We start from the raw sequence: 19105 nt of genomic DNA, 5'->3' as shown, positions 1-19105 counted from the left end.
CTTTACAATTTAATTTGAATAAGGTTTTTCACCCATGTGCATTGCTGCCACACCACCAGTGTAAGCCTTAACATTAACATTGGTCAATCCAACTGATCTAAATAGCTGTTCGAGTTTCTGTTTCCCTGGAAAATCTTTTGCCGATTCATGTAACCAAGCGTATTCTTTATAACTTTTGGCCAACAGTCTCCCAAATAAAGGCATAATAAAACGGAAATAAAAATAATATAATTGTCGGAAGCCTATCGTTGTTGGCTGTGAAGTCTCTAGACAAACAACCTTACCACCTGGTTTTACAACGCGTTTCATTTCATTTAAAACTTTGACATAGTCTGGTACATTTCGCAACCCAAATCCAATTGTTACATAATCAAATGAATTATCATCAAAAGGCAAGTCCATAGCATTTCCGTGTTTAAAATCGAGTTGTTTTAGTCGTAATTGATCCTGTTTATCTTGACCAATTGATAACATATTTTTACTAAAATCTAAACCAATAACACTGCCACTCTCACCTACTGCTTCAGCTAAAGCGAACGACCAATCTCCTGTGCCACAACATACATCTAAGGCTTTATCACCCTTTTGTACATTCATACGTTTCATTACATCATTTCGCCAAGCTTTATGTCTCTGGAAGGAAATAACTGAATTCATAAAATCATAGCGGTTATATATTTTTTCAAAAACATGATGAACGCGTTCTTCTTTAGATTGTTGTTCCATAAGTTTAACCTTCTTCCATTACCTTTATGTTTTGACCAAAGTTGTCATAAATAATGGTATTTACATGTGTTTTTAACGAATGAAAGTGCAAAGGTAAGTTACTAATCGTTTCCTCTGCACGTCCTAAATAACTTTGTATATAACTATCTACAGTATAGACAATTTGATTGTTATGAATTTCATGTGCTGGCCCGTCCGTTAATAACTTAAATATTGGAGAATTCCCTTTTTTTATAAAACTACTTTTTTCCCTGATTAGTTTTCGGGTAAGTAACCAATTTCCAGTAAATTCATTGACTGAAGAACGTTCCATGTGTTCAGCCACCCTAAATATAAGCAGCGATTCTAAATTCTTTAATAACTCCATGAACTCTTGAACAGAGTCAAACTCTTGATAATATATAGACATTTTGATTTCATTGATTTCTTTGATAGCTGAAGCAAGTGTGTGTATCATCGGTATGTCTTCCAACTTTGATAACATGTAATAATATAGACCGCTATAATAGTCGCCAGCGAGAACTGTCAGTTGTCTGCTTTTTTTTGCAATATCTGAATCATTCAAGAGATTCTTTTCAGTAACCATATCATGTGTATCAAGTGCTATTTGAACTAACATAGTAGTAATAATGTAATTCTTTTTTTGTATGTTAGAATACGAAGTGTTTTTTATTATGGAGTATAAAATAAGCAATTTATCTTCATCAATCACGGGCTTTTGAATGTATTTTTCCAAATAAGAGTGTGTTAATTGTTTTTCTAATTCTAATTTTATCTCTTTTATCGGTAAATTATTGGATAATTTCATGTTGATCACCTAAGCCCCTTTCTCCAAATTCCCCATCTACTCCATTTTACATTAGTATAACATAACTTGCTCGTAAACGCGTCTTATATGTACTGGTGAGCACACCTACTAGTATTTAGGATTTTTCCATCTATGTTAATAATAGTTATAAAAATAATATGATGTCGGAAAGTTCCTTGAAATTGCGTACAATCATCTTTTGAAACACATCTAGTTATGTATGATTAAAGTAATTGTTTTATCAAAATATATAATTTCGTAATATTTTTATAAAAAAGAGTCAAAATAAAAAGGGTGCATATGCACCCTTTTTTACTGCCCATATGTAAATACTTATTTTACATTATCTTTAAGGGCTTTACCTGGTTTGAAAGCTGGAACCTTGCTAGCAGGGATTTCAATTTCATCACCTGTTTGAGGGTTACGTCCTTTACGAGCGGCACGCTCGCGTACCTCGAAGTTTCCGAAACCAATCAGTTGTACCTTCTCACCATCTTTAAGTGAATCCATGATAGATTCAAAAACCGCGTCAACAGCTTTTGTAGCATCTTTTTTAGATAGTTCGCTTTTTTCAGCAACTGCATTAATTAAATCAGTCTTGTTCATGACATTCACCTCCTCCCAAAATCGTATATGTGGCGTTTTCGAACAAATGGACATATTTCCATTTGTTCACCAAATTGCAATATTTTATACCTTCTGCCATCATTTATGTGATGACTAGGCTTATATTAACCGAGTTTTCGGGGAATTTCAACAAAAAATAACAATATTATTAAATTTTTATTGATTTTCCCTACTGATTACTCTGTTAATTTCATGAGAATCGTATCATAGATGGTAATCTTATGCAAGTGGTTCAAACACTTGACTGACAAGGGATTGACAAGATTCAAATGATTTTGATTATGATGTTTTAAAACGTTAAAACAATTTGATTAAATTTTTTTTAATAACTGATAGTTCAAACATAAGATTTATCGTTTATTATTTATTATAATGAGTCAATTTCATTATTACCTTATTCAGTCATCTGCGACAACATATAGTTTGGAAATGGATTTATCCAACTATATATTGTTGTAGGTGACGATAAAATTGGTATTATGAAATTTGAGATCTATATAAGATTATTATTGATTCACTAAATGTCTAAAAAGTCGAATTGAATAAATGGAAATATATTATCCTATACTATTTTACTTCCTTTGTTGTTATTATTGCAGGTGATTAGAGATAGAACCGTTCACTTTAGCAAACTTGAATTCTATACAGAGAATCATCACTGAACGAAGAAAAGTACTTATTATTTCTCCAGGAGAACGGAACCAGGGAGGGGTTGTATCATAGTTTATAACAGAATAGCTACGAAGATTAAACTACAAGAAATGAAAAAAAAACGGCTCGTGTTAACAAGCCGTTACAAAATAATTGCTATCAGTCCACCCGAACCTTCATTTATAATACGCTCGAGTGTTTCTTTTAATTTATATCGTGCATTCTCAGGCATTAAGGATAATTTGGCTTGGATACCTTCACGAACGATAGAACTCAACGATCTACCAAATATATCAGACTGCCAAATTGATAAAGGGTCCTCTTCAAAGTCTTGCATTAAATATCTAACCAGTTCTTCACTTTGTTTTTCAGTACCAATTATTGGGGCGAATTCTGATTCAACTTCTACCTTAATCATATGAATAGATGGCGCTACAGCCTTTAGTCTAACTCCAAATCTTGAACCTTGACGAATGATTTCAGGTTCATCCAGAGCCATATCCTCAAGTGTAGGTGCTGCTACACCATAACCAGTCTGCTTTACCATTTGCAACGCGTCTGCTACTTGATCATATTCCCTTTTTGCATTCGCAAAATCTTGCATTAGTTCTAATAAATGGTCTTTCCCTCTAATTTCCTCGCCTACAATTTCTTTTAGGACTTGATCATATAAGTAATCTGGTGCTTGCAAATCAATTTCTGCTACACCTTCACCCATTTCCATACCAGCCAACTGTGCCCGTTCAATATAATCATATTCGTCAAAGTTCCCAACAACTCGGTCTACATCTCTTAACCTTTTAATATCTTTTACAGTTTCTTGTATAGCCACTTGGTAGCTCTCTCTTAGCCAATGGTTCTCCTTTAATACCATTACCCAACTAGGTAAATTAACATTAACCTCAAGTACTGGAAACTCATATAGCGCTTCTCTCAGAACATTATAAACATCGTGTTCACTCATACTTTCTACACTCATCGCTAAGACAGGTATATCATATTTATCAGCCAATTCTTGTCTTAGCATTTCCGTATCTTGGTGATAAGGTTGAACTGAGTTTACAACCATAATAAATGGTTTTCCAACTTCTTTTAGTTCATCGACTACTCGCTGCTCAGGCTCTTCATAATCTCCTCTTGGAATATCACCAAAAGAACCATCTGTAGTAATAAGAACACCCATTGTTGAATGTTCTTGTATTACTTTACGTGTTCCTATCTCAGCTGCATCGTGAAATGGAATAGGTTCCTCATACCAAGGTGTATTAATCATCCTAGGTCCATTCTCATCCTCAAATCCTTGTGCACCTTTTACTGTATAGCCTACACAATCGACTAATCGAACATTGACCTCAAGTCCTTCATCTACTTGTACCGAAACCGCTTGATTAGGTACAAATTTCGGTTCTGTAGTCATAATAGTTTTACCTGCTGCACTTTGAGGTAGTTCATCCTGTGCTCTTGCTCGATCACCTTCGTCGGCAATATTAGGTAATACAACCTGTTCCATAAATTTCTTAATGAATGTGGACTTCCCTGTGCGTACTGCTCCAACAACTCCTAAGTAAATATCTCCATTCGTCCGTTTCGAGATATCTTTAAAAATATCAACTCTTTCCAAATGATCCCCTCCCGATCTACTTCGCCATAGAGCTATTACGAATCTTTGACATTTAAAGTCTATGACGTTGTCCTATCAAATTATGACTTGTTTATATGGAATTTATAAAAAAATAAAAAATACCCACATTCAATATAAGAAAAATAACAAAAAAAGGAGTCTCAACAAAAGTCCCCTATTAAAAAACCCTTGTCACAATTATATGCGACAAGGGCTAGTGTATTCCTATTTATTTGAAGGTTAATCAAGATTAAATACAGGCTCTCCTGATTTTATTGTATAAGGTAGTGAATAAGCGGGCACAAACGGGTAATTATCAACAAGTATAAACCTTATATCCTCCCCCTCTTTGTAATCATGTTCAAATGTGTTAAGTGCCTCATATAAATCGGGACTATAGTCAATATATAAATTCCCATCAACGTCCATAATAATCGGCAAATTTTGTTGCGTATAGGGGCTCTGGACATAAGGAGGTGCCTCTAAGCCTAGTAATTCATAATTTATTGTAAATACTCCATCCTGAATTTCTTCGTCAAATGGCGGGTAAATATGTTCGTTACGATATGTAGTTAATCTATGCTGTACATTCCTCAGCACCTCCGCATTTCGCAAATCAATTACTTTGACTTGTGGATCCTCTTCGGGAGTTACTAACACATACTGATAGACTCCACCATTTTCAAAAGCCGTCCCAGGTATTTCAGATAATACATTTTGTTGTTTAAGACTTGAAAAATCGATTAAATATTTTTGAAATATTGGTGTATCATTACTTTTTGTTTTTATTGGAACTAGACCTTGATTTATTTCTACGTATTGATTTACTGCATCCTGGACCATATTCAATTGTATATCATTTGGAACTTTATTTTTTGATAAATTGTCGTTTGGATAAAAACAACCACTTAAGACCACCAAAAAAAATATCAATGGAATTAACTTTAGTAACCTCATCATAACCACTCCTACCCTAAGATGTTGGACCGCTGAAGACGATATAAAAAATAATTAATCCACCGGTAATTAAAAAAATATAGGCTAGGAATGCCATAACACCCGCTAAGATTCCTTTTAACTTATACCTGCTCAATAAAATTAAACCTATTGCTAAAATCAAAAAGATTATACCTGCAAATGAAATATACATATTTAACATAGATTGTGACATCTCTACACCCCTTCTAACATGAAGCTTGTCTATATATCGTTCATATTATAGCATAATTGCCATTCTTTAGCCTTTTAGAAATGCACATCTTTCTCGTTAAACTTTTTTAATTTTCAATTGAGCCAATTTCAACATTCAATCATCTACGTCACATATAGTTGTAGGTGTCGACAAAATTAGTATTATGAAATTATTAAACAAAAAGATATAAAAAACACCTTCGCAAAAATAACCGAGGTAGAAGGGGCAATTTCTACCTCGGTGCGACTAAATAATACCCAAAGCAACCCTAAAATGAATGCTTGTGCAATTTATTTTATGCTATCCATTTCATATTTGTATCCTCATATGCCCAGTAATTTCTATTTTTTAAAAAGTTGGCTTAAGGTATTCATGTCTGCAGGCATTTTATTACTTACAATTGACTTAACGATTTTATCCTCTTTTTCCTTAGAAATCGGTTTGTCAGCCATTTGTGCTAATTGTTTTACCAGTTTTCTAACTGTTTTTTCATCAGAAAAATCAGCGTTTTGCACAGAGTTTGCAACCTTTAAAATTTCTTCTGGGTTAATACTTGATTTCTTTTGAATTTGGTCAAACATGTTTTTTTGAAAATCGCTCACGTACACTCCTCCTTGCCTTATTCATTCAAAATATTATATGCAAGGATTTGTAACCATGTTAATTCGAATAGCGATTAGATAAAACAGCTGATAAATCTTCCATCTCATGACGCCTCATTCGTGTCATCAATTGGTCAACCACATCTTTTGGATCCGCATCCTCAAACAAAATACGATATATACCAGAAGTAATTGGCATATCTATATTTTGTTTGTTTGCAAATTGATTTGCAGCCTTCGTTGTTCGTACTCCTTCAACGACCATACCCATTTCCGCTAGTACATTATCTAAATTATTGCCTTTCCCTAATAAATTACCGGCTTTCCAATTCCGACTGTGAACACTTGTGCACGTTACAATCAGATCTCCTACTCCTGCTAAACCAATAAAAGTTAATGGATTGGCACCCATAGATGTTCCTAAACGAGCTATTTCAGCAAGACCTCGAGTAATTAGTGCAGCTTTTGCATTATCACCGTAACCTAATCCATCTGAAATTCCAGCACCTAGTGCAATAATATTTTTTAATGCACCACCAAGCTCGACTCCAACCATATCTGGACTCGTGTAAACACGGAAATGTTCATTTATAAATAAATCTTGTGTCTTCTCTGCTTCTTTTAAGTTCTTTGAAGAAGCAGTTACCGTTGTAGGATGCTTTTGACTTACCTCTTCTGCATGACTGGGGCCCGATAATATAACAACATCTTCATATAACTCTGCCGATAATTCTTCCTCAATCATTTCCGAAACTCTTTTTAATGTATTTGGTTCTATTCCTTTTGTTCCGTGAATGATTGTGACCTTATGTTTTAACACTTTATTTAACTTGATACAGACATCTCTGATCGCTTTTGTGGGGACAACGATAACGATAGCCGTAACTCCCTCTACTGCCTGCTGCAAATCAAAATAAGCAGTAATCTTATCTGGTATCGTTATACCTGGTAAATAAGCTTCATTTTTATGTGTCTGATTAATTTTTCCTGCATGTTCTTGATTGTGCGTCCATAATCTTACGTCGTGTCCATTATCAGATAACACCATAGCTAACGCAGTTCCCCAGCTTCCGGCCCCTAATATAGCTACTTTCTCCACAGCTCTCTCTCCTTTTATTTTCTCCTTCTAGCAAATATTTTAATCGGAGTTCCTTCAAAACCAAAAGCATCTCTAATCCTATTTTCTAAGAAGCGTTCATAAGAAAAGTGTAAAAGTTCTGGATCATTTACAAAAACGACAAAACTAGGAGGCTTCACCGCTACTTGAGTAGCATACAATATTTTCAAACGTTGCCCCTTCATTGTAGGAGTTGGATTGGTTGCTATTGCATCCATAATTACATCATTTAATACATTCGTTTCAATACGTTTCGCATGATTTTCACTAGCTTCTAAGACTTTTGGTAATAAGGTATGTGTTCGTTTTTTAGTTTTTGCAGATAGATAAACAATTGGAGCATAGTCTAAATACAAGAAATGAGCACGTATCTTCTCTTCAAATTCTTTTATTGCTTTTTCATGTGTATCAATTGTATCCCATTTATTAACGACTATCACAACTGCCTTGCCAGCTTCATGAGCATAACCTGCAATTTTCTTATCTTGTTCAATAATTCCTTCTTCCGCATCGATTAAAGCTAAAACCACGTCTGAACGTTCAATCGCTTTTAATGCCCTTAAAATACTGTATTTTTCTGTTGTCTCGTATATTTTCCCGCGCTTTCTCATTCCGGCCGTGTCGATAATTACAAAATCACGATTATCTTTCGTAAATGGTGTATCTACAGCATCACGAGTAGTTCCTGCAATATCACTCACAATTACTCTTTCTTGATTTAACAACGCATTTACAAGTGACGATTTCCCAACGTTAGGTCTTCCTATTAAGCTGAAGTATATCGTGTCATCATCAGGTTGTTCCTGGCTCATCTCAGGGAAATGTTTTACAACATCATCCAATAAATCCCCTAACCCAAGACCGTGTGTTCCTGAAATTGGAAATGGTTCGCCAAATCCTAACGAATAAAACTCATAGATACTTTCCTTCATCTCAGGGTTATCCACTTTGTTTACAGCTAACACTACCGGTTTATTCGATTTATAGAGAAGTTTTGCTACTTCTTCATCAGCAGCAGTTATACCTTCTCTTCCATTAACCATAAAAATAATTACGTCAGCTTCCTGAATAGCAACTTCAGCCTGTTCACGCATTTGCACTAAGAGCGGTTCATCCCCTAGTTCGATTCCTCCGGTGTCAATAATGTTAAATGTATTCGTTAACCACTCTGCTTGAGAGTAAATGCGATCCCGAGTAACACCCGGAACATCTTCTACGATAGAAATACGTTCGCCTACTAGCCGATTAAAAATAGTTGATTTGCCAACATTTGGCCTACCTACTATAGCTACAACTGATTTTCTCATGAAAGGTACATCCTTTCTTTCCTTTTACTTATTGGCTTTGCTAAATAAAATTCCTATTGATTCTATATTTGCATGAGTTATAGATATATAAGTCAACAAGGTATTAACAAGCCTGTGGTTTAAAAATTGAAATAGATAAAGGTGTGTATTCTTTTCAACTAGAAAAAAATTAAACTCACTTTACGTTTTGTACAACCTTTAACTAATCCATTTTAGCAAAAGAGGTAAATTTAAACAATATTGACTTTTATTTATGCTTCATATTAGTGCTTGACAATGATATATAATTCATCGCTTAGTGCGTGACTTATCCCGTCTAAGATAGCCTCCAGGTTTGCTGCTACATTGTCCATCTCTTCTTTAGTATCGCAAACAAAAATAGGTGCACCACCAGTAATTTTTTGATTGTTTGTAGTTATGACGGATAATATAGCTTTTTCAATATTCATTTACTTTCACTTCCCTTACGGTTCGCTTTAGATTCAGAAGGCATGCGTATAGCGTTTTCCAATACTGGTACAGCACCAATCACTCTTTTGGCTTTATCTATGTCTTTATCTTGTGGAAGAATAAATACACCAATTCTTCCATCATCTAGATCACGTTTAATTAATGGAACTAAAGCAGGCGTTCCAGAATCCCTGAAAACACCCATTGTTACTGACACATCATGTAAAATTGCTTGTCTTTGCCCTAAATTTGCAATTGTGGAACGAACATCAAAGTTTTTAGGTGTTAATATAAATCCCATTCCGTATTTTTCTATTTCCTTTTGTCTTTGAGGTAAACCGATATTCATGATATAAATGTTATCTATATAGAGTCCTGCACCCTCAAAGTGTATTCCCTTATATGTAATATCTACTATTTCTCCTAATGTTGAGCCACTCATAAACTTCCTAATAATTAAATAGCAAATAACCGTAACTCCTAAACTTGCCCAAATATTCCATATCAAATAAAATGCCGTAGTCAGTAATGAAGTAAATATAACTAAATAATTTCTACTCTCAAACGCTACAGCTATTCCTTCAATATAGGTGTTGCCTCTTGGCACAAGTTCATAACTATCTAATTCGGATAATGTATTTCTTTCCATATTCCTTACTTCTCTAAATTGAGATGCAGCTATAGTTAAAAATGTAATGGCAGTAAATTCCTTTTCCATGATTGCCGGAACAGCTACCGCCCCGAGCCCTGCAGCAATAAAACCTAAAGCTAAATGGATTACTTTACCATGTAAGTATGTTGGATACTGCCTATAATCTGTTTTAAGCATGATAGACCTTGCTAACGTCCCTATTATGACACCAAATAAAATTGGAAGTGTGTATTCATTCATGTGTCCACCTCTTTCTTTGTTTCTCAATTGATTGGGTAAACAAATCTAGTCTCACCCGAGTTTCTTTTATAAATAGATTCACTAAAAGAAATGCAATTTCTATAAACACTAAATCCAAAAATGCTAACTCTCCTATAGATTCAGAAAAACCATAACTATGTAAGATAAGACCATGGATAACTTCTCCTGTAGTAATTCCTAAACACCAAATCACACACTTTACGACAAAAGATCGAGATAAAAAACTAAGAAATACAAAACCGATAACTGGGATTATTATTGTTCTTGGAACGAATAACCAGATAGGACTTATCTGTTCCCAAAATAAAATTCCAGCATAGCCGAATACAATTGCTAAAGACCAAATTGTATTTATAATCCAATCCTTTCTACTAGCCAATACAAACATTGCGGCAAAGTATAATAAAATTAAAGCTACATTTACATCTAAATTTCCTATGGTTATTATCGTGTCAGAAAACAAAATAAGTATTAATATCCCAAGCCCTAAAATCGTACGATTTCTATTTTTCTTCATTAAAAAAGTAATTAAAATCCATATAATCCAACCCATCCAATAAAAAAACAGTCCATCCATTTTGCCCCACCTACCATTAAGCATTATGGCTATAATTCATCCAATCTAAACATCTTATTTGTACGAAATTATTTTAAAAATGAATATGTATCGATTAAAACAACTACCAAACTATTAACTCTATTGCTTGTGTTATTAAAAGGATCTCTTGGTATGTTTAATTGAGTTTGATGGGATTATGAAGTGTTATATACCGACAAATACTTCGGGTGGCATTACATCAAGCGATATTTCTATTTAGAGAATGTACGTATTATACTCTACTATTGGAATACATCTTATTATCGTTTTCGTTCCTTGTATTTTCATGAATATTGTTTCAAAGTCCAATGGGGAAAGAGCAGGCTGAAGCATACAAAGCAAGGATTTTTAAAGCCTAGGATTCAGCTGGAGTTGTTACAGGTTGTACAGAGGGTGTATATTTTTAAATTTCCGTGAATGAAAAGAGAGGAACAACTATTTAGTTGTTCCTCTCAAATATTTTGAATTATTTATATTTATCTAGTTTGTTTCCAATCATGTCACCCAATTGGAAGCCTGAATGATCTTCTTCTTTCGTATATTGTTTTAATTCCTCTTGATTTCTTTCCACTTCAATTTCTTTAATACTTAAGGAAATACGCTTCTCATTCTCGTTAACATCCAAGACTTTCACTTGAACTTTTTGTCCAACATCTAAAACCTCTTGGGGCGTTCCAATATGCTCTGTAGAAATTTGTGAAATATGAACTAGACCTTCTACTCCTGGTAATACTTCTACAAAAGCACCGAAATTCACAAGTCTCTTAACTGTTCCTTCAACAATAGAACCAACTTCAATTTTCTCATCAATCGTCTCCCAAGGGCCAGGCTGTGTTTCTTTAAGAGATAGAGATATACGTTCATTATCACGGTCAACAGATAATACTTTCACTTTAATCTGATCACCTTCCGAAACGACATCAGAAGCTTTTTCTACATGCTCATGAGATAACTGTGAAATATGAACTAAACCATCAATTCCACCTAAATCAACAAATACACCAAAGTTTGTTATTCTTTGTACCTTACCATCTAGTACTTGTCCTTGTTCGATAGACTGAATAACATCTTGTTTTTTGGATGCTTCATCGGCTTCAACAACAGCACGGTGTGACAGAATCACACGATTTTGTTCACGATCTAGTTCAACTACTTTTAAACTTAGTTTCTTATCTTTATAATCTGAGAAATCTTCGACATAATGTGTTTCAACTAAAGAAGCAGGAATAAATCCACGTAACCCCACATCAACAACTAATCCACCTTTTACTACATCATTTACCTCAGCTTCAAATACTTCTCCACTTTCAAACTTTTGTTGTAATACTTCCCATGCTTGATCAGAGTCAACAGATCGTTTTGACAAGATAATTTCTTCATCTTCTATCTTTTTAATTTTTAATGTGAGTTCTTCTCCCTCACTAACTGCATCCGTAGCTTTCTCTAAGTGCATGCTTGATAATTCGCTAATAGGAATAATACCGTCAACTTTATACCCGATATCAACTAGTACTTGTTTCTCCTCCACTTTTACTACTTTTCCAGTAACCTTTTCACCTACTGATAACTCCTTGAATTCTGACAGTTCATTGTTCATTTCATCCACAAAAGTGACCTCCTTCGATTTCCAATACATCAACTTAATGATATGTCCTTTTTTCTAAGTTCTAACATTTATACCTATTTGTCAAGCAATAGTTGAATATTAATTATTTTCAATCAATTTTTTAATATCAGCCATAATAGCGTCTGTGACTTCTTTTGCTGAAGCTTTATTCTCTCTTAACTCCTTCATATTAACTGGAGGACCGTAAATAACTTTTAATGGCTTCATCTTTTGATAAGGTCCAATAATCGCACATGGAACGATAATAGCATCGGATCGAACTGCAAAAAAACCTGCTCCTGCTAACCCTTGACCGATTTCACCAGTCTTACTTCTCGTACCTTCAGGAAATAAGCCTAGTGTTTCGCCTTCTTTTAATATTTCTAAACCACGCCTTAAAGCATTTCTATCTTTCATACCTCTTTTGATTGGAAAAGCATGTATTTTCGGTAGCAAGCCTCCTAGAATTTTATTTTTGAACAATTCCTCTTTTGCCATAAAATAAATATCTCTAGGACATGTAATGCCAACTACTGGTGGATCGAAATTAGATATATGATTTGAACAAATAATAACAGGTCCCTCTTTAGGCACATTTTCTTTACCACTTACTTTAATTCTATATAAGGGTTTTAATATAAGACCGACAACAAATCTGGCAAATTTATATAGACTCATCCGTTAATCTCCCTTTTACTTTTTCTACAACTCCCAAAATACGATCAACAACATCATCAATACTTAAAGAAGTTGTATCAATTTCAATTGCATCATCTGCTTTAATTAACGGGGCTGCTTCACGTTCTGAATCTAATTGGTCTCTTTTCTCTATTTCTTTTTTCAACTTTTCTAATTCAGAAGGGTAGCCCTTATCAATATTTTCTTTATGCCTTCTCAAAGCTCTTTCTTCTACTGAAGCTATTAAGAAAATTTTGACTTCTGCATTTGGTATAACATGCGTTCCTATATCACGCCCATCCATAACAACTTGGCGTTTTTGAGCAAGGAATTGTTGCCTTGCAACCATTTCTTTACGCACACTAGAATGCTTGGCAACAACAGAAACGTTATTAGTTACAACATCCGTTCTAATATCCGTTGTAACATCTTCTCCATCAAGAAATACTTTTTGACTTTCCTTACCTTGTTTTAAATCAATCGTTGTTTGCTTTAATAATTCAAATAATTTGTTTTCATTTTCTAAATCAATCTCTTTTTGTAAAGCTTTATATGTTAATGACCGATACATTGCTCCTGTATCTATGTAGATATACTCTAAATATCTTGCTACCTTTTTAGCTACTGTGCTTTTTCCTGCAGCAGCAGGGCCATCAATTGCAATTGCGATTTTGTTTGTTACCATTACTAATTTTTCTCCCTCTCTATCGATTAACTGAATAATATTCTGTGATGGGTGTTTGACTCACTGCCCACCTTTAAAAGGATAACACATTTTTTAAAATGTGGTCTATTGTTTTTATAGAGGAGTCTTCATCTTTAAAAACACCCAAGTATTGATAAACTGGATCAACATACACTTGGATTTCTGAGTTACTTATAAGAAATTGTGTAACTACCAAAAGGAAGGTTTGAATTAATAGTAACGTAACAATCCATCTTTCAACACGTCTCATTGTTTTCACCTTTTTTTGTTAGTTATTATAACTTATATACCCATAAATATACGATTAATTTAAACCTCTTTTTCGGCTTTTCAACTGATTTTCAAAACAATAACGGATAATTTCTTGTCTATCTTTATCTTTGATTTCTACAAATTTAAGAGACAATAAATCTTTTTTATTCCCATCGCGTTTATTCACACGTATAACCTCTGTTGTTGCATTAATATATGAAAATTTGCCCGATTCCATTGGAAGAACAAGCCATACATTTAACAACATTTTAGGTATGAATGTATAATTTTCCGGAATTATTATAGATAGTCCTCCACCACTTATATCATAAGTGATTGTAGTGAAAGGCGAAAGATGTCCCTCGTTCTCATGAATGGATACATCAATCGCAGTCATAACCCTAACATACTCTCTTCGTTGTATTCTAGTTAATTCATTCTCGGGATAATGTAACAGTAACATCGGAATATTACTGGTTTTTTTCCCTTTTAAAACTGTTTCAAAACGGTAAACACTATTGTCTTTTCCAACAAAACTTGCTATAAACTCAGAACCTTTAGAAAATATACCAGTTCTCCCGCTGGTTTCATTGATCGGGTAGTCAATATAAATTGTAGCTCCTTCTAGTTCAACTATCTTACACTTATACTTTTCAATGTTCTCTTCATTATAATATTCTAATGTAATTGGAGTACCTATCTTAATCAATGGTTATGCCTCTCTCCCCAAAGTGAATTCTGTCTATATGTATGCGTTAAAGGATTATAGGACTTACCTTTTAAAAAGTTTATTTTCTTATCCTGTAGAAGGTAAGTATAATTCAATTTATATTATCTCAAAAAAAGGGAAAAAGGGAAAGGTGTAAACCTTTCCCTAAGCAGATTCTTCAAACTTATTTTCAGCACCTTGTAATTTCTCCACTTTTACTTCGACTCCAGTATTTGCATCAATAAAAATTCGGTAAGTATCATTACCAAGTGTTCCAAAGAATGCGTATGTCAAAACTTCTTCGCCTAAATCATTTTCAATCACAGCAACATGTTCATCCTGTATTTCAACATTGGGATTCACTTTTCCTTTAGCATCTTCATTTGTTAACTCAGGTTCATTGATAGTCCGTTCTTGATGGTTCCTAAAAAAGTCTTTCGATGAAAAACCTAAAATATCTCCGTTGTCCAATGCAACTTTTACTTGTATAGAATCTGGATAAATTCTTATATTATCCTGTCTATACAAAAAGTTGAATACACCAACATTATCATACTGGCTACTCTGAAAGATTTCCATATTATCAAACCCTTTTTCTTCCAAGTAGTCCAACGCCTGCTCCATAGCTTCATTTAGACTGATTTTTGGTTCTGCCACGTCACGATTTACCATTAATGATAATGGATGTCCACCTTGTTGTGATATGTCCATATATCCATTTTTCTCATCATTACGATAGGAAGCACTGTAAACAGGAACAATTGCTCCATCACCTGATTCGGCTATCGTAATCTCTGTCTCATCTTTAACACCAAACATTTCTTTTGCCTCTTTAATTGCCTCATCTTTAGTAACTTTCTCGCCATTTAAATATTTATAGTCATGGTTTTCTTTTGATGTTCCAGTTAAGCTTGGACCAAAGTTCCCTTCAGAATAGCCACTAACTGTTTTTTCAACTGTCTCAAAACCATCAATAATCGTATTGTCTGCCTGCTGATCGTTTGTAGCTAAAGCTAGTTGAACATCCATCCAGCGTAAATTTTCTTCTAAGACGATATGTTGTACTTTTCGTAATTCTTTTTCTATGTCAGCAGATTGTTCATACAATGATTTTAGTGTATCTATATCCTCGTCTGATAGCGGATCATTTTCTAAATCTCTCACTGCAGTTCGATAGGAAAACTTACCAATTTCCGATAAAAACTCTTCGGTCTTGTTAAATGGTAGTAAGGCTAGTGGTAACTGTCCAACATCTGAATGAGCTTCAGATGTTAACCTCCATATTTCGATAAGTTGTGGCGATAGTTGTTCTTTTGTATTCATTGCCAATGTCGTTCCGATTTTGTCATGAAGTAAATCCATATGATAGGATAAATCATGAAATGACCGTTGGTAGTTATTTTCTGCTTGCACTAAAATAGCATTCTTTTCTTGATGTTCTTGATAACCCCATATACCTGTTGCTGTAACACCTACTGCTAACACAGCAATTAATAACCATCTAACCATTATTTATCCACCCTTCCTACATACAAAATACGTGTTTTCCAATTCTTTTAATTTGTGGCCTTCCCCAAATCCAACCAGATGTGGCTGTATCAGGATTAAAATAATAAATAGCTTCACCTGTTGGATCCCAACCATTTAAGGCATCTAAAACCGCTCGTCTTGCTGCATCATCTGGTGTAAGCCAAATTTGCCCATCTGCTACTGCTGTAAATGCTCTTGGTTCAAAAATAACTCCTGAAACTGTATTCGGAAATGTTGGACTTTCAACACGATTTAAGATAACAGCTGCTACTGCAACTTTTCCTTCGTGTGGCTCACCACGTGCCTCCCCATATACAGCATTTGCCATCAGTTGAATATCATTTTGAGAAAATCCATTTGGCACATTAACAGCTGTCGGTTGTGGCGGTGAATTATCAGTTTCAGCTGCTTCATTATTTGCTCCTTCGTCTTGCGTTGGTTGTTGTTTTGGTTGTTGTTTTGGTTGTTGTTGTTGCTGTTGTTTTTGGTTCTGTTGTTTTTGGTTCTGTTGATTACCTTGATTTTTTCCTTGTTTAACTTGATTTTCCTTTGGCGTACCACCATAGTAAGTAAAATCATTACCAGCATTTAATTGCTGTTTTATAAATTGTTGATCATATTGACTTGCTTTCTGTAACTTTTGTTTAGTAGTAGAACCTGCAAGTCCATCTATATCCAAACCAAATTCATACTGAAAGTTTCTTAGAGCCCAATAAGTTCCCCATCCAAACACACCGTCAATTTTACCGTTATAAAAACCTAGGTATTGCAATCTAGCTTGCAACTCAATAACATCTTCACCAACAGCACCTTGTTGAATTACTTGTTGACTAAATGCTTCGACTGGCTTGATATTTTGTGTCGCAGTAATACTTGTAACAGTGACTATTGCTAGTATCGTAAGTATCATCTTTCTTTTGATGTTCATAGGCCTTTTCCTCCTAGAGCTGTTTTTGCATGATGTATTATGTGTCTATTTTTTGATTGAAACTGTTTTTTATACATACGGATATTATTAAACAATCATAAAAGGAATTTAAAACAAAAAAATCCACTGCTTTATTAAGCAATGAATTTATTAAATGTTAATCGAATAGTTTAAAATTGTTTTTAACTATTCGATTCGAGAATATGGCTATTACTGCACCTTCGATTTATTCAAGACATATATCATATATTCCTGCTCCGCTAGTTTATGCTGATTGGCTTTTTTAACTTTCCTTAAACCATTTGCCCACAAAAAAATCATAAAAGGGATTAAAACATACATCCAATTACTTTTAATTGATTCTAATATAAAATCATATATTCCATGGAGTAATACTGGAAAGAATAATGCCAGGATGATGTTTAAATTAGAACCCGATTTACTATATCTTGCCTTACCCAAATAATAACCCATAATAACACCAAATAATGCATGCGATGATACCGGAAAGAGCGCACGACTAAAAGCTAGTTCGACTCCATGTCCTACTAAATACAATATATTTTCAACTGTAGCAAATCCTAAACTAATGGAAACACTATACGTAATGCCATCATATAAGGAATTGAATTCTGTATATTTATAAACAGTATATAAAAATATAAACCATTTAAAGAACTCTTCTAGGAGTCCACTTAAAATAAATGAACGAATATATGGCGTTTGACCGATACCTTCCTCTATAAATGCATACTGAATAAACATAATTGGAAACACTAATAAAGCTCCGTAAATAAATGTTTTTAACACAGAGGTAATTGGTTCTGAATTGAATCTATCTTTCAAATAAAAAAATGACATTAATGCAAGTGTCGGTGCAATCCCTGCAGAAAGGATAGCAAACATAACGACACCCTCTTTCATTTATTTTATTTTAATCGTATCATGAAGTATGAATAAAGAAAATACTTGAAATGAAGTTGGTGTGTTCGTTATGAAAAATATTCTAGTTATTCATACAGGTGGAACGATTTCTATGGAGGAAGATTTGACAACAGGTGCTGTTACAACTGCTAATACACATCCCTTACATAATATGACTGCTATGATTCGGGAAATTGCAAATATAGAGGAAGAGATATTATTCAATTTACCTTCCCCTCATATTACACCTAGCCATATGTTGGAACTAGCAAAAAAGATAAACAATAAAATAAGCACCCATCATATAGATGGTATTGTTGTAACACATGGTACAGATACACTAGAAGAGACAGCGTATTTTCTCGATCTTTTTCTAGCTACTCAAATACCTGTTGTTATAACTGGTGCGATGCGGTCCAGTAATGAACTAGGCTCAGATGGTCCCTATAATTTAATGAGTTCTATCCGAGTAGCTATATGTGATGAAGCAACAGATAAAGGTGTTCTTGTGGTAATGAATGATGAAATCCATACAGCCAAGTATGTTACTAAGACTTCCACAAGTAATGTAGCAACATTCCAAAGTCCTCAATTTGGTCCGATTGGCGTCATTACAAAACAAGCGGTAAATTTCTATCAAAAACTTATTACAAATGAATCCTACCCTATTAAAAATATTACTAAAAACGTTGCGCTTATAAAAGCATATGCGGGAATGGATGGTAGTCTAATCCGAGCAATTCAGCAATCAAATGTTGATGGATTAGTAATCGAAGGTTTTGGTCAAGGAAACATTCCACCGGAAGTTATTGTGTCCATTAAAGATTTCATTGCTGACAATAAACCTGTAGTTTTAGTTTCTAGATGTTTTAAGGGAACGGTTCAAGCCACCTATGCCTATACGGGTGGTGGTAGGCATCTGAAAGATTTAGGTGTGATATTCGCAAACGGCTTAACAGGACAAAAAGCAAGAATAAAATTGCTAATAGCTCTTGAAATTACAGCTATTTCTTCAGAGTTGAACTCAATCTTTGAAATATAAAATAGAAACAAACCTTATTATTTAAATCTCATAAAAAAAGCTCAGTGTAGTGTCTTGGGCCACAAAGATGATTGACTGGAATTCGACGTAGTACATGTTAATTGTAGTTATTCAGAGG

General features: G+C 34.1%; 21 protein-coding genes. 1 reads left to right on the top strand and 20 read right to left on the bottom strand.

Annotated elements, in window-relative coordinates:
- Positions 1-9 precede the first annotated feature (9 nt).
- The 20 genes from menG to prsW form a co-directional block, all read right to left on the bottom strand.
- Complete coding sequence (gene menG / locus QQS35_RS10085; protein ID WP_285931940.1) at positions 10-726, bottom strand: demethylmenaquinone methyltransferase; 717 nt, start codon at positions 724-726, stop codon at positions 10-12.
- Positions 727-730: 4 nt separating this feature from the next.
- Complete coding sequence (locus QQS35_RS10080; RefSeq protein ID WP_285931939.1) at positions 731-1534, bottom strand: heptaprenyl diphosphate synthase component 1; 804 nt, start codon at positions 1532-1534, stop codon at positions 731-733.
- A 333-nt stretch (positions 1535-1867) separates the two neighbouring features.
- Positions 1868-2140 (bottom strand): HU family DNA-binding protein, encoded by a 273-nt coding sequence (locus QQS35_RS10075; RefSeq protein WP_285931938.1) that lies wholly within the window; start codon positions 2138-2140, stop codon positions 1868-1870.
- Between the two features lie 814 nt (positions 2141-2954).
- Positions 2955-4433 (bottom strand): stage IV sporulation protein A, encoded by a 1479-nt coding sequence (spoIVA, locus tag QQS35_RS10070; RefSeq protein WP_285931937.1) that lies wholly within the window; start codon positions 4431-4433, stop codon positions 2955-2957.
- A 240-nt stretch (positions 4434-4673) separates the two neighbouring features.
- The gene (locus QQS35_RS10065; RefSeq protein ID WP_285931936.1) at positions 4674-5390 is read right to left on the bottom strand and encodes a hypothetical protein; all 717 of its coding nucleotides are present in this window, start codon (positions 5388-5390) and stop codon (positions 4674-4676) included.
- A 16-nt stretch (positions 5391-5406) separates the two neighbouring features.
- Positions 5407-5604 carry a DUF2768 domain-containing protein gene (locus QQS35_RS10060; protein WP_285931935.1) on the bottom strand — a complete coding sequence of 66 codons (198 nt, stop codon included), beginning with the start codon at positions 5602-5604 and terminating at the stop codon, positions 5407-5409.
- A gap of 362 nt (positions 5605-5966) precedes the next feature.
- Complete coding sequence (locus QQS35_RS10055; protein WP_285931934.1) at positions 5967-6227, bottom strand: stage VI sporulation protein F; 261 nt, start codon at positions 6225-6227, stop codon at positions 5967-5969.
- 58 nt (positions 6228-6285) lie between these two features.
- Positions 6286-7326 carry an NAD(P)H-dependent glycerol-3-phosphate dehydrogenase gene (locus tag QQS35_RS10050; protein WP_285931933.1) on the bottom strand — a complete coding sequence of 347 codons (1041 nt, stop codon included), beginning with the start codon at positions 7324-7326 and terminating at the stop codon, positions 6286-6288.
- A 14-nt stretch (positions 7327-7340) separates the two neighbouring features.
- The gene (gene der, locus QQS35_RS10045) at positions 7341-8651 is read right to left on the bottom strand and encodes a ribosome biogenesis GTPase Der (RefSeq protein WP_285931932.1); all 1311 of its coding nucleotides are present in this window, start codon (positions 8649-8651) and stop codon (positions 7341-7343) included.
- Positions 8652-8914: 263 nt separating this feature from the next.
- Positions 8915-9100 carry a capping complex subunit for YIEGIA gene (locus QQS35_RS10040; protein ID WP_285931931.1) on the bottom strand — a complete coding sequence of 62 codons (186 nt, stop codon included), beginning with the start codon at positions 9098-9100 and terminating at the stop codon, positions 8915-8917.
- A complete protein-coding gene (locus tag QQS35_RS10035; protein ID WP_285931930.1) occupies positions 9097-9993 on the bottom strand; it encodes a YIEGIA family protein in 897 nt (298 codons plus the stop codon). The genes QQS35_RS10040 and QQS35_RS10035 overlap by 4 nt, the downstream gene beginning before the upstream one ends.
- Entirely contained in the window at positions 9986-10591 is a 606-nt protein-coding gene (locus QQS35_RS10030; RefSeq protein WP_285931929.1) for a YphA family membrane protein, read from the bottom strand. The genes QQS35_RS10035 and QQS35_RS10030 overlap by 8 nt, the downstream gene beginning before the upstream one ends.
- 487 nt (positions 10592-11078) lie before the next feature.
- The gene (gene rpsA, locus QQS35_RS10025; RefSeq protein ID WP_285931928.1) at positions 11079-12218 is read right to left on the bottom strand and encodes a 30S ribosomal protein S1; all 1140 of its coding nucleotides are present in this window, start codon (positions 12216-12218) and stop codon (positions 11079-11081) included.
- Positions 12219-12317: 99 nt separating this feature from the next.
- Complete coding sequence (locus QQS35_RS10020) at positions 12318-12896, bottom strand: lysophospholipid acyltransferase family protein (protein ID WP_285931927.1); 579 nt, start codon at positions 12894-12896, stop codon at positions 12318-12320.
- On the bottom strand, positions 12883-13581 hold the full coding sequence (cmk, locus tag QQS35_RS10015) for a (d)CMP kinase (RefSeq protein ID WP_285931926.1): 699 nt from the start codon (positions 13579-13581) through the stop codon (positions 12883-12885). Before cmk ends, QQS35_RS10020 begins: the two co-directional genes overlap by 14 nt.
- A 73-nt stretch (positions 13582-13654) precedes the next feature.
- On the bottom strand, positions 13655-13852 hold the full coding sequence (locus tag QQS35_RS10010) for a DUF5359 family protein (RefSeq protein WP_285931925.1): 198 nt from the start codon (positions 13850-13852) through the stop codon (positions 13655-13657).
- A 54-nt stretch (positions 13853-13906) separates the two neighbouring features.
- Positions 13907-14563, bottom strand: a complete 657-nt coding sequence (locus QQS35_RS10005) for a flagellar brake protein (protein WP_285931924.1) — start codon at positions 14561-14563, stop codon at positions 13907-13909.
- Between the two features lie 165 nt (positions 14564-14728).
- The gene (gene ypeB / locus QQS35_RS10000) at positions 14729-16072 is read right to left on the bottom strand and encodes a germination protein YpeB (RefSeq protein WP_285931923.1); all 1344 of its coding nucleotides are present in this window, start codon (positions 16070-16072) and stop codon (positions 14729-14731) included.
- Positions 16073-16088: 16 nt separating this feature from the next.
- Positions 16089-17021 (bottom strand): spore cortex-lytic enzyme, encoded by a 933-nt coding sequence (gene sleB / locus QQS35_RS09995; RefSeq protein WP_285931922.1) that lies wholly within the window; start codon positions 17019-17021, stop codon positions 16089-16091.
- Between the two features lie 210 nt (positions 17022-17231).
- Positions 17232-17927, bottom strand: a complete 696-nt coding sequence (gene prsW, locus QQS35_RS09990) for a glutamic-type intramembrane protease PrsW (RefSeq protein WP_285931921.1) — start codon at positions 17925-17927, stop codon at positions 17232-17234.
- Positions 17928-18015: 88 nt separating this feature from the next.
- Between prsW and QQS35_RS09985 the strand changes: the two genes are divergently transcribed.
- Positions 18016-18987 (top strand): asparaginase, encoded by a 972-nt coding sequence (locus QQS35_RS09985; protein ID WP_285931920.1) that lies wholly within the window; start codon positions 18016-18018, stop codon positions 18985-18987.
- Positions 18988-19105 lie beyond the last annotated feature (118 nt).

The organism is Aquibacillus rhizosphaerae, assembly GCF_030282825.1.
Classification (GTDB): Bacteria; Bacillota; Bacilli; order Bacillales; family Amphibacillaceae; genus Aquibacillus_C; species Aquibacillus_C rhizosphaerae.
The sequence above is the reverse complement of the archived record's forward strand: the minus strand, read 5'-3'. Positions and strand labels throughout refer to the sequence as shown.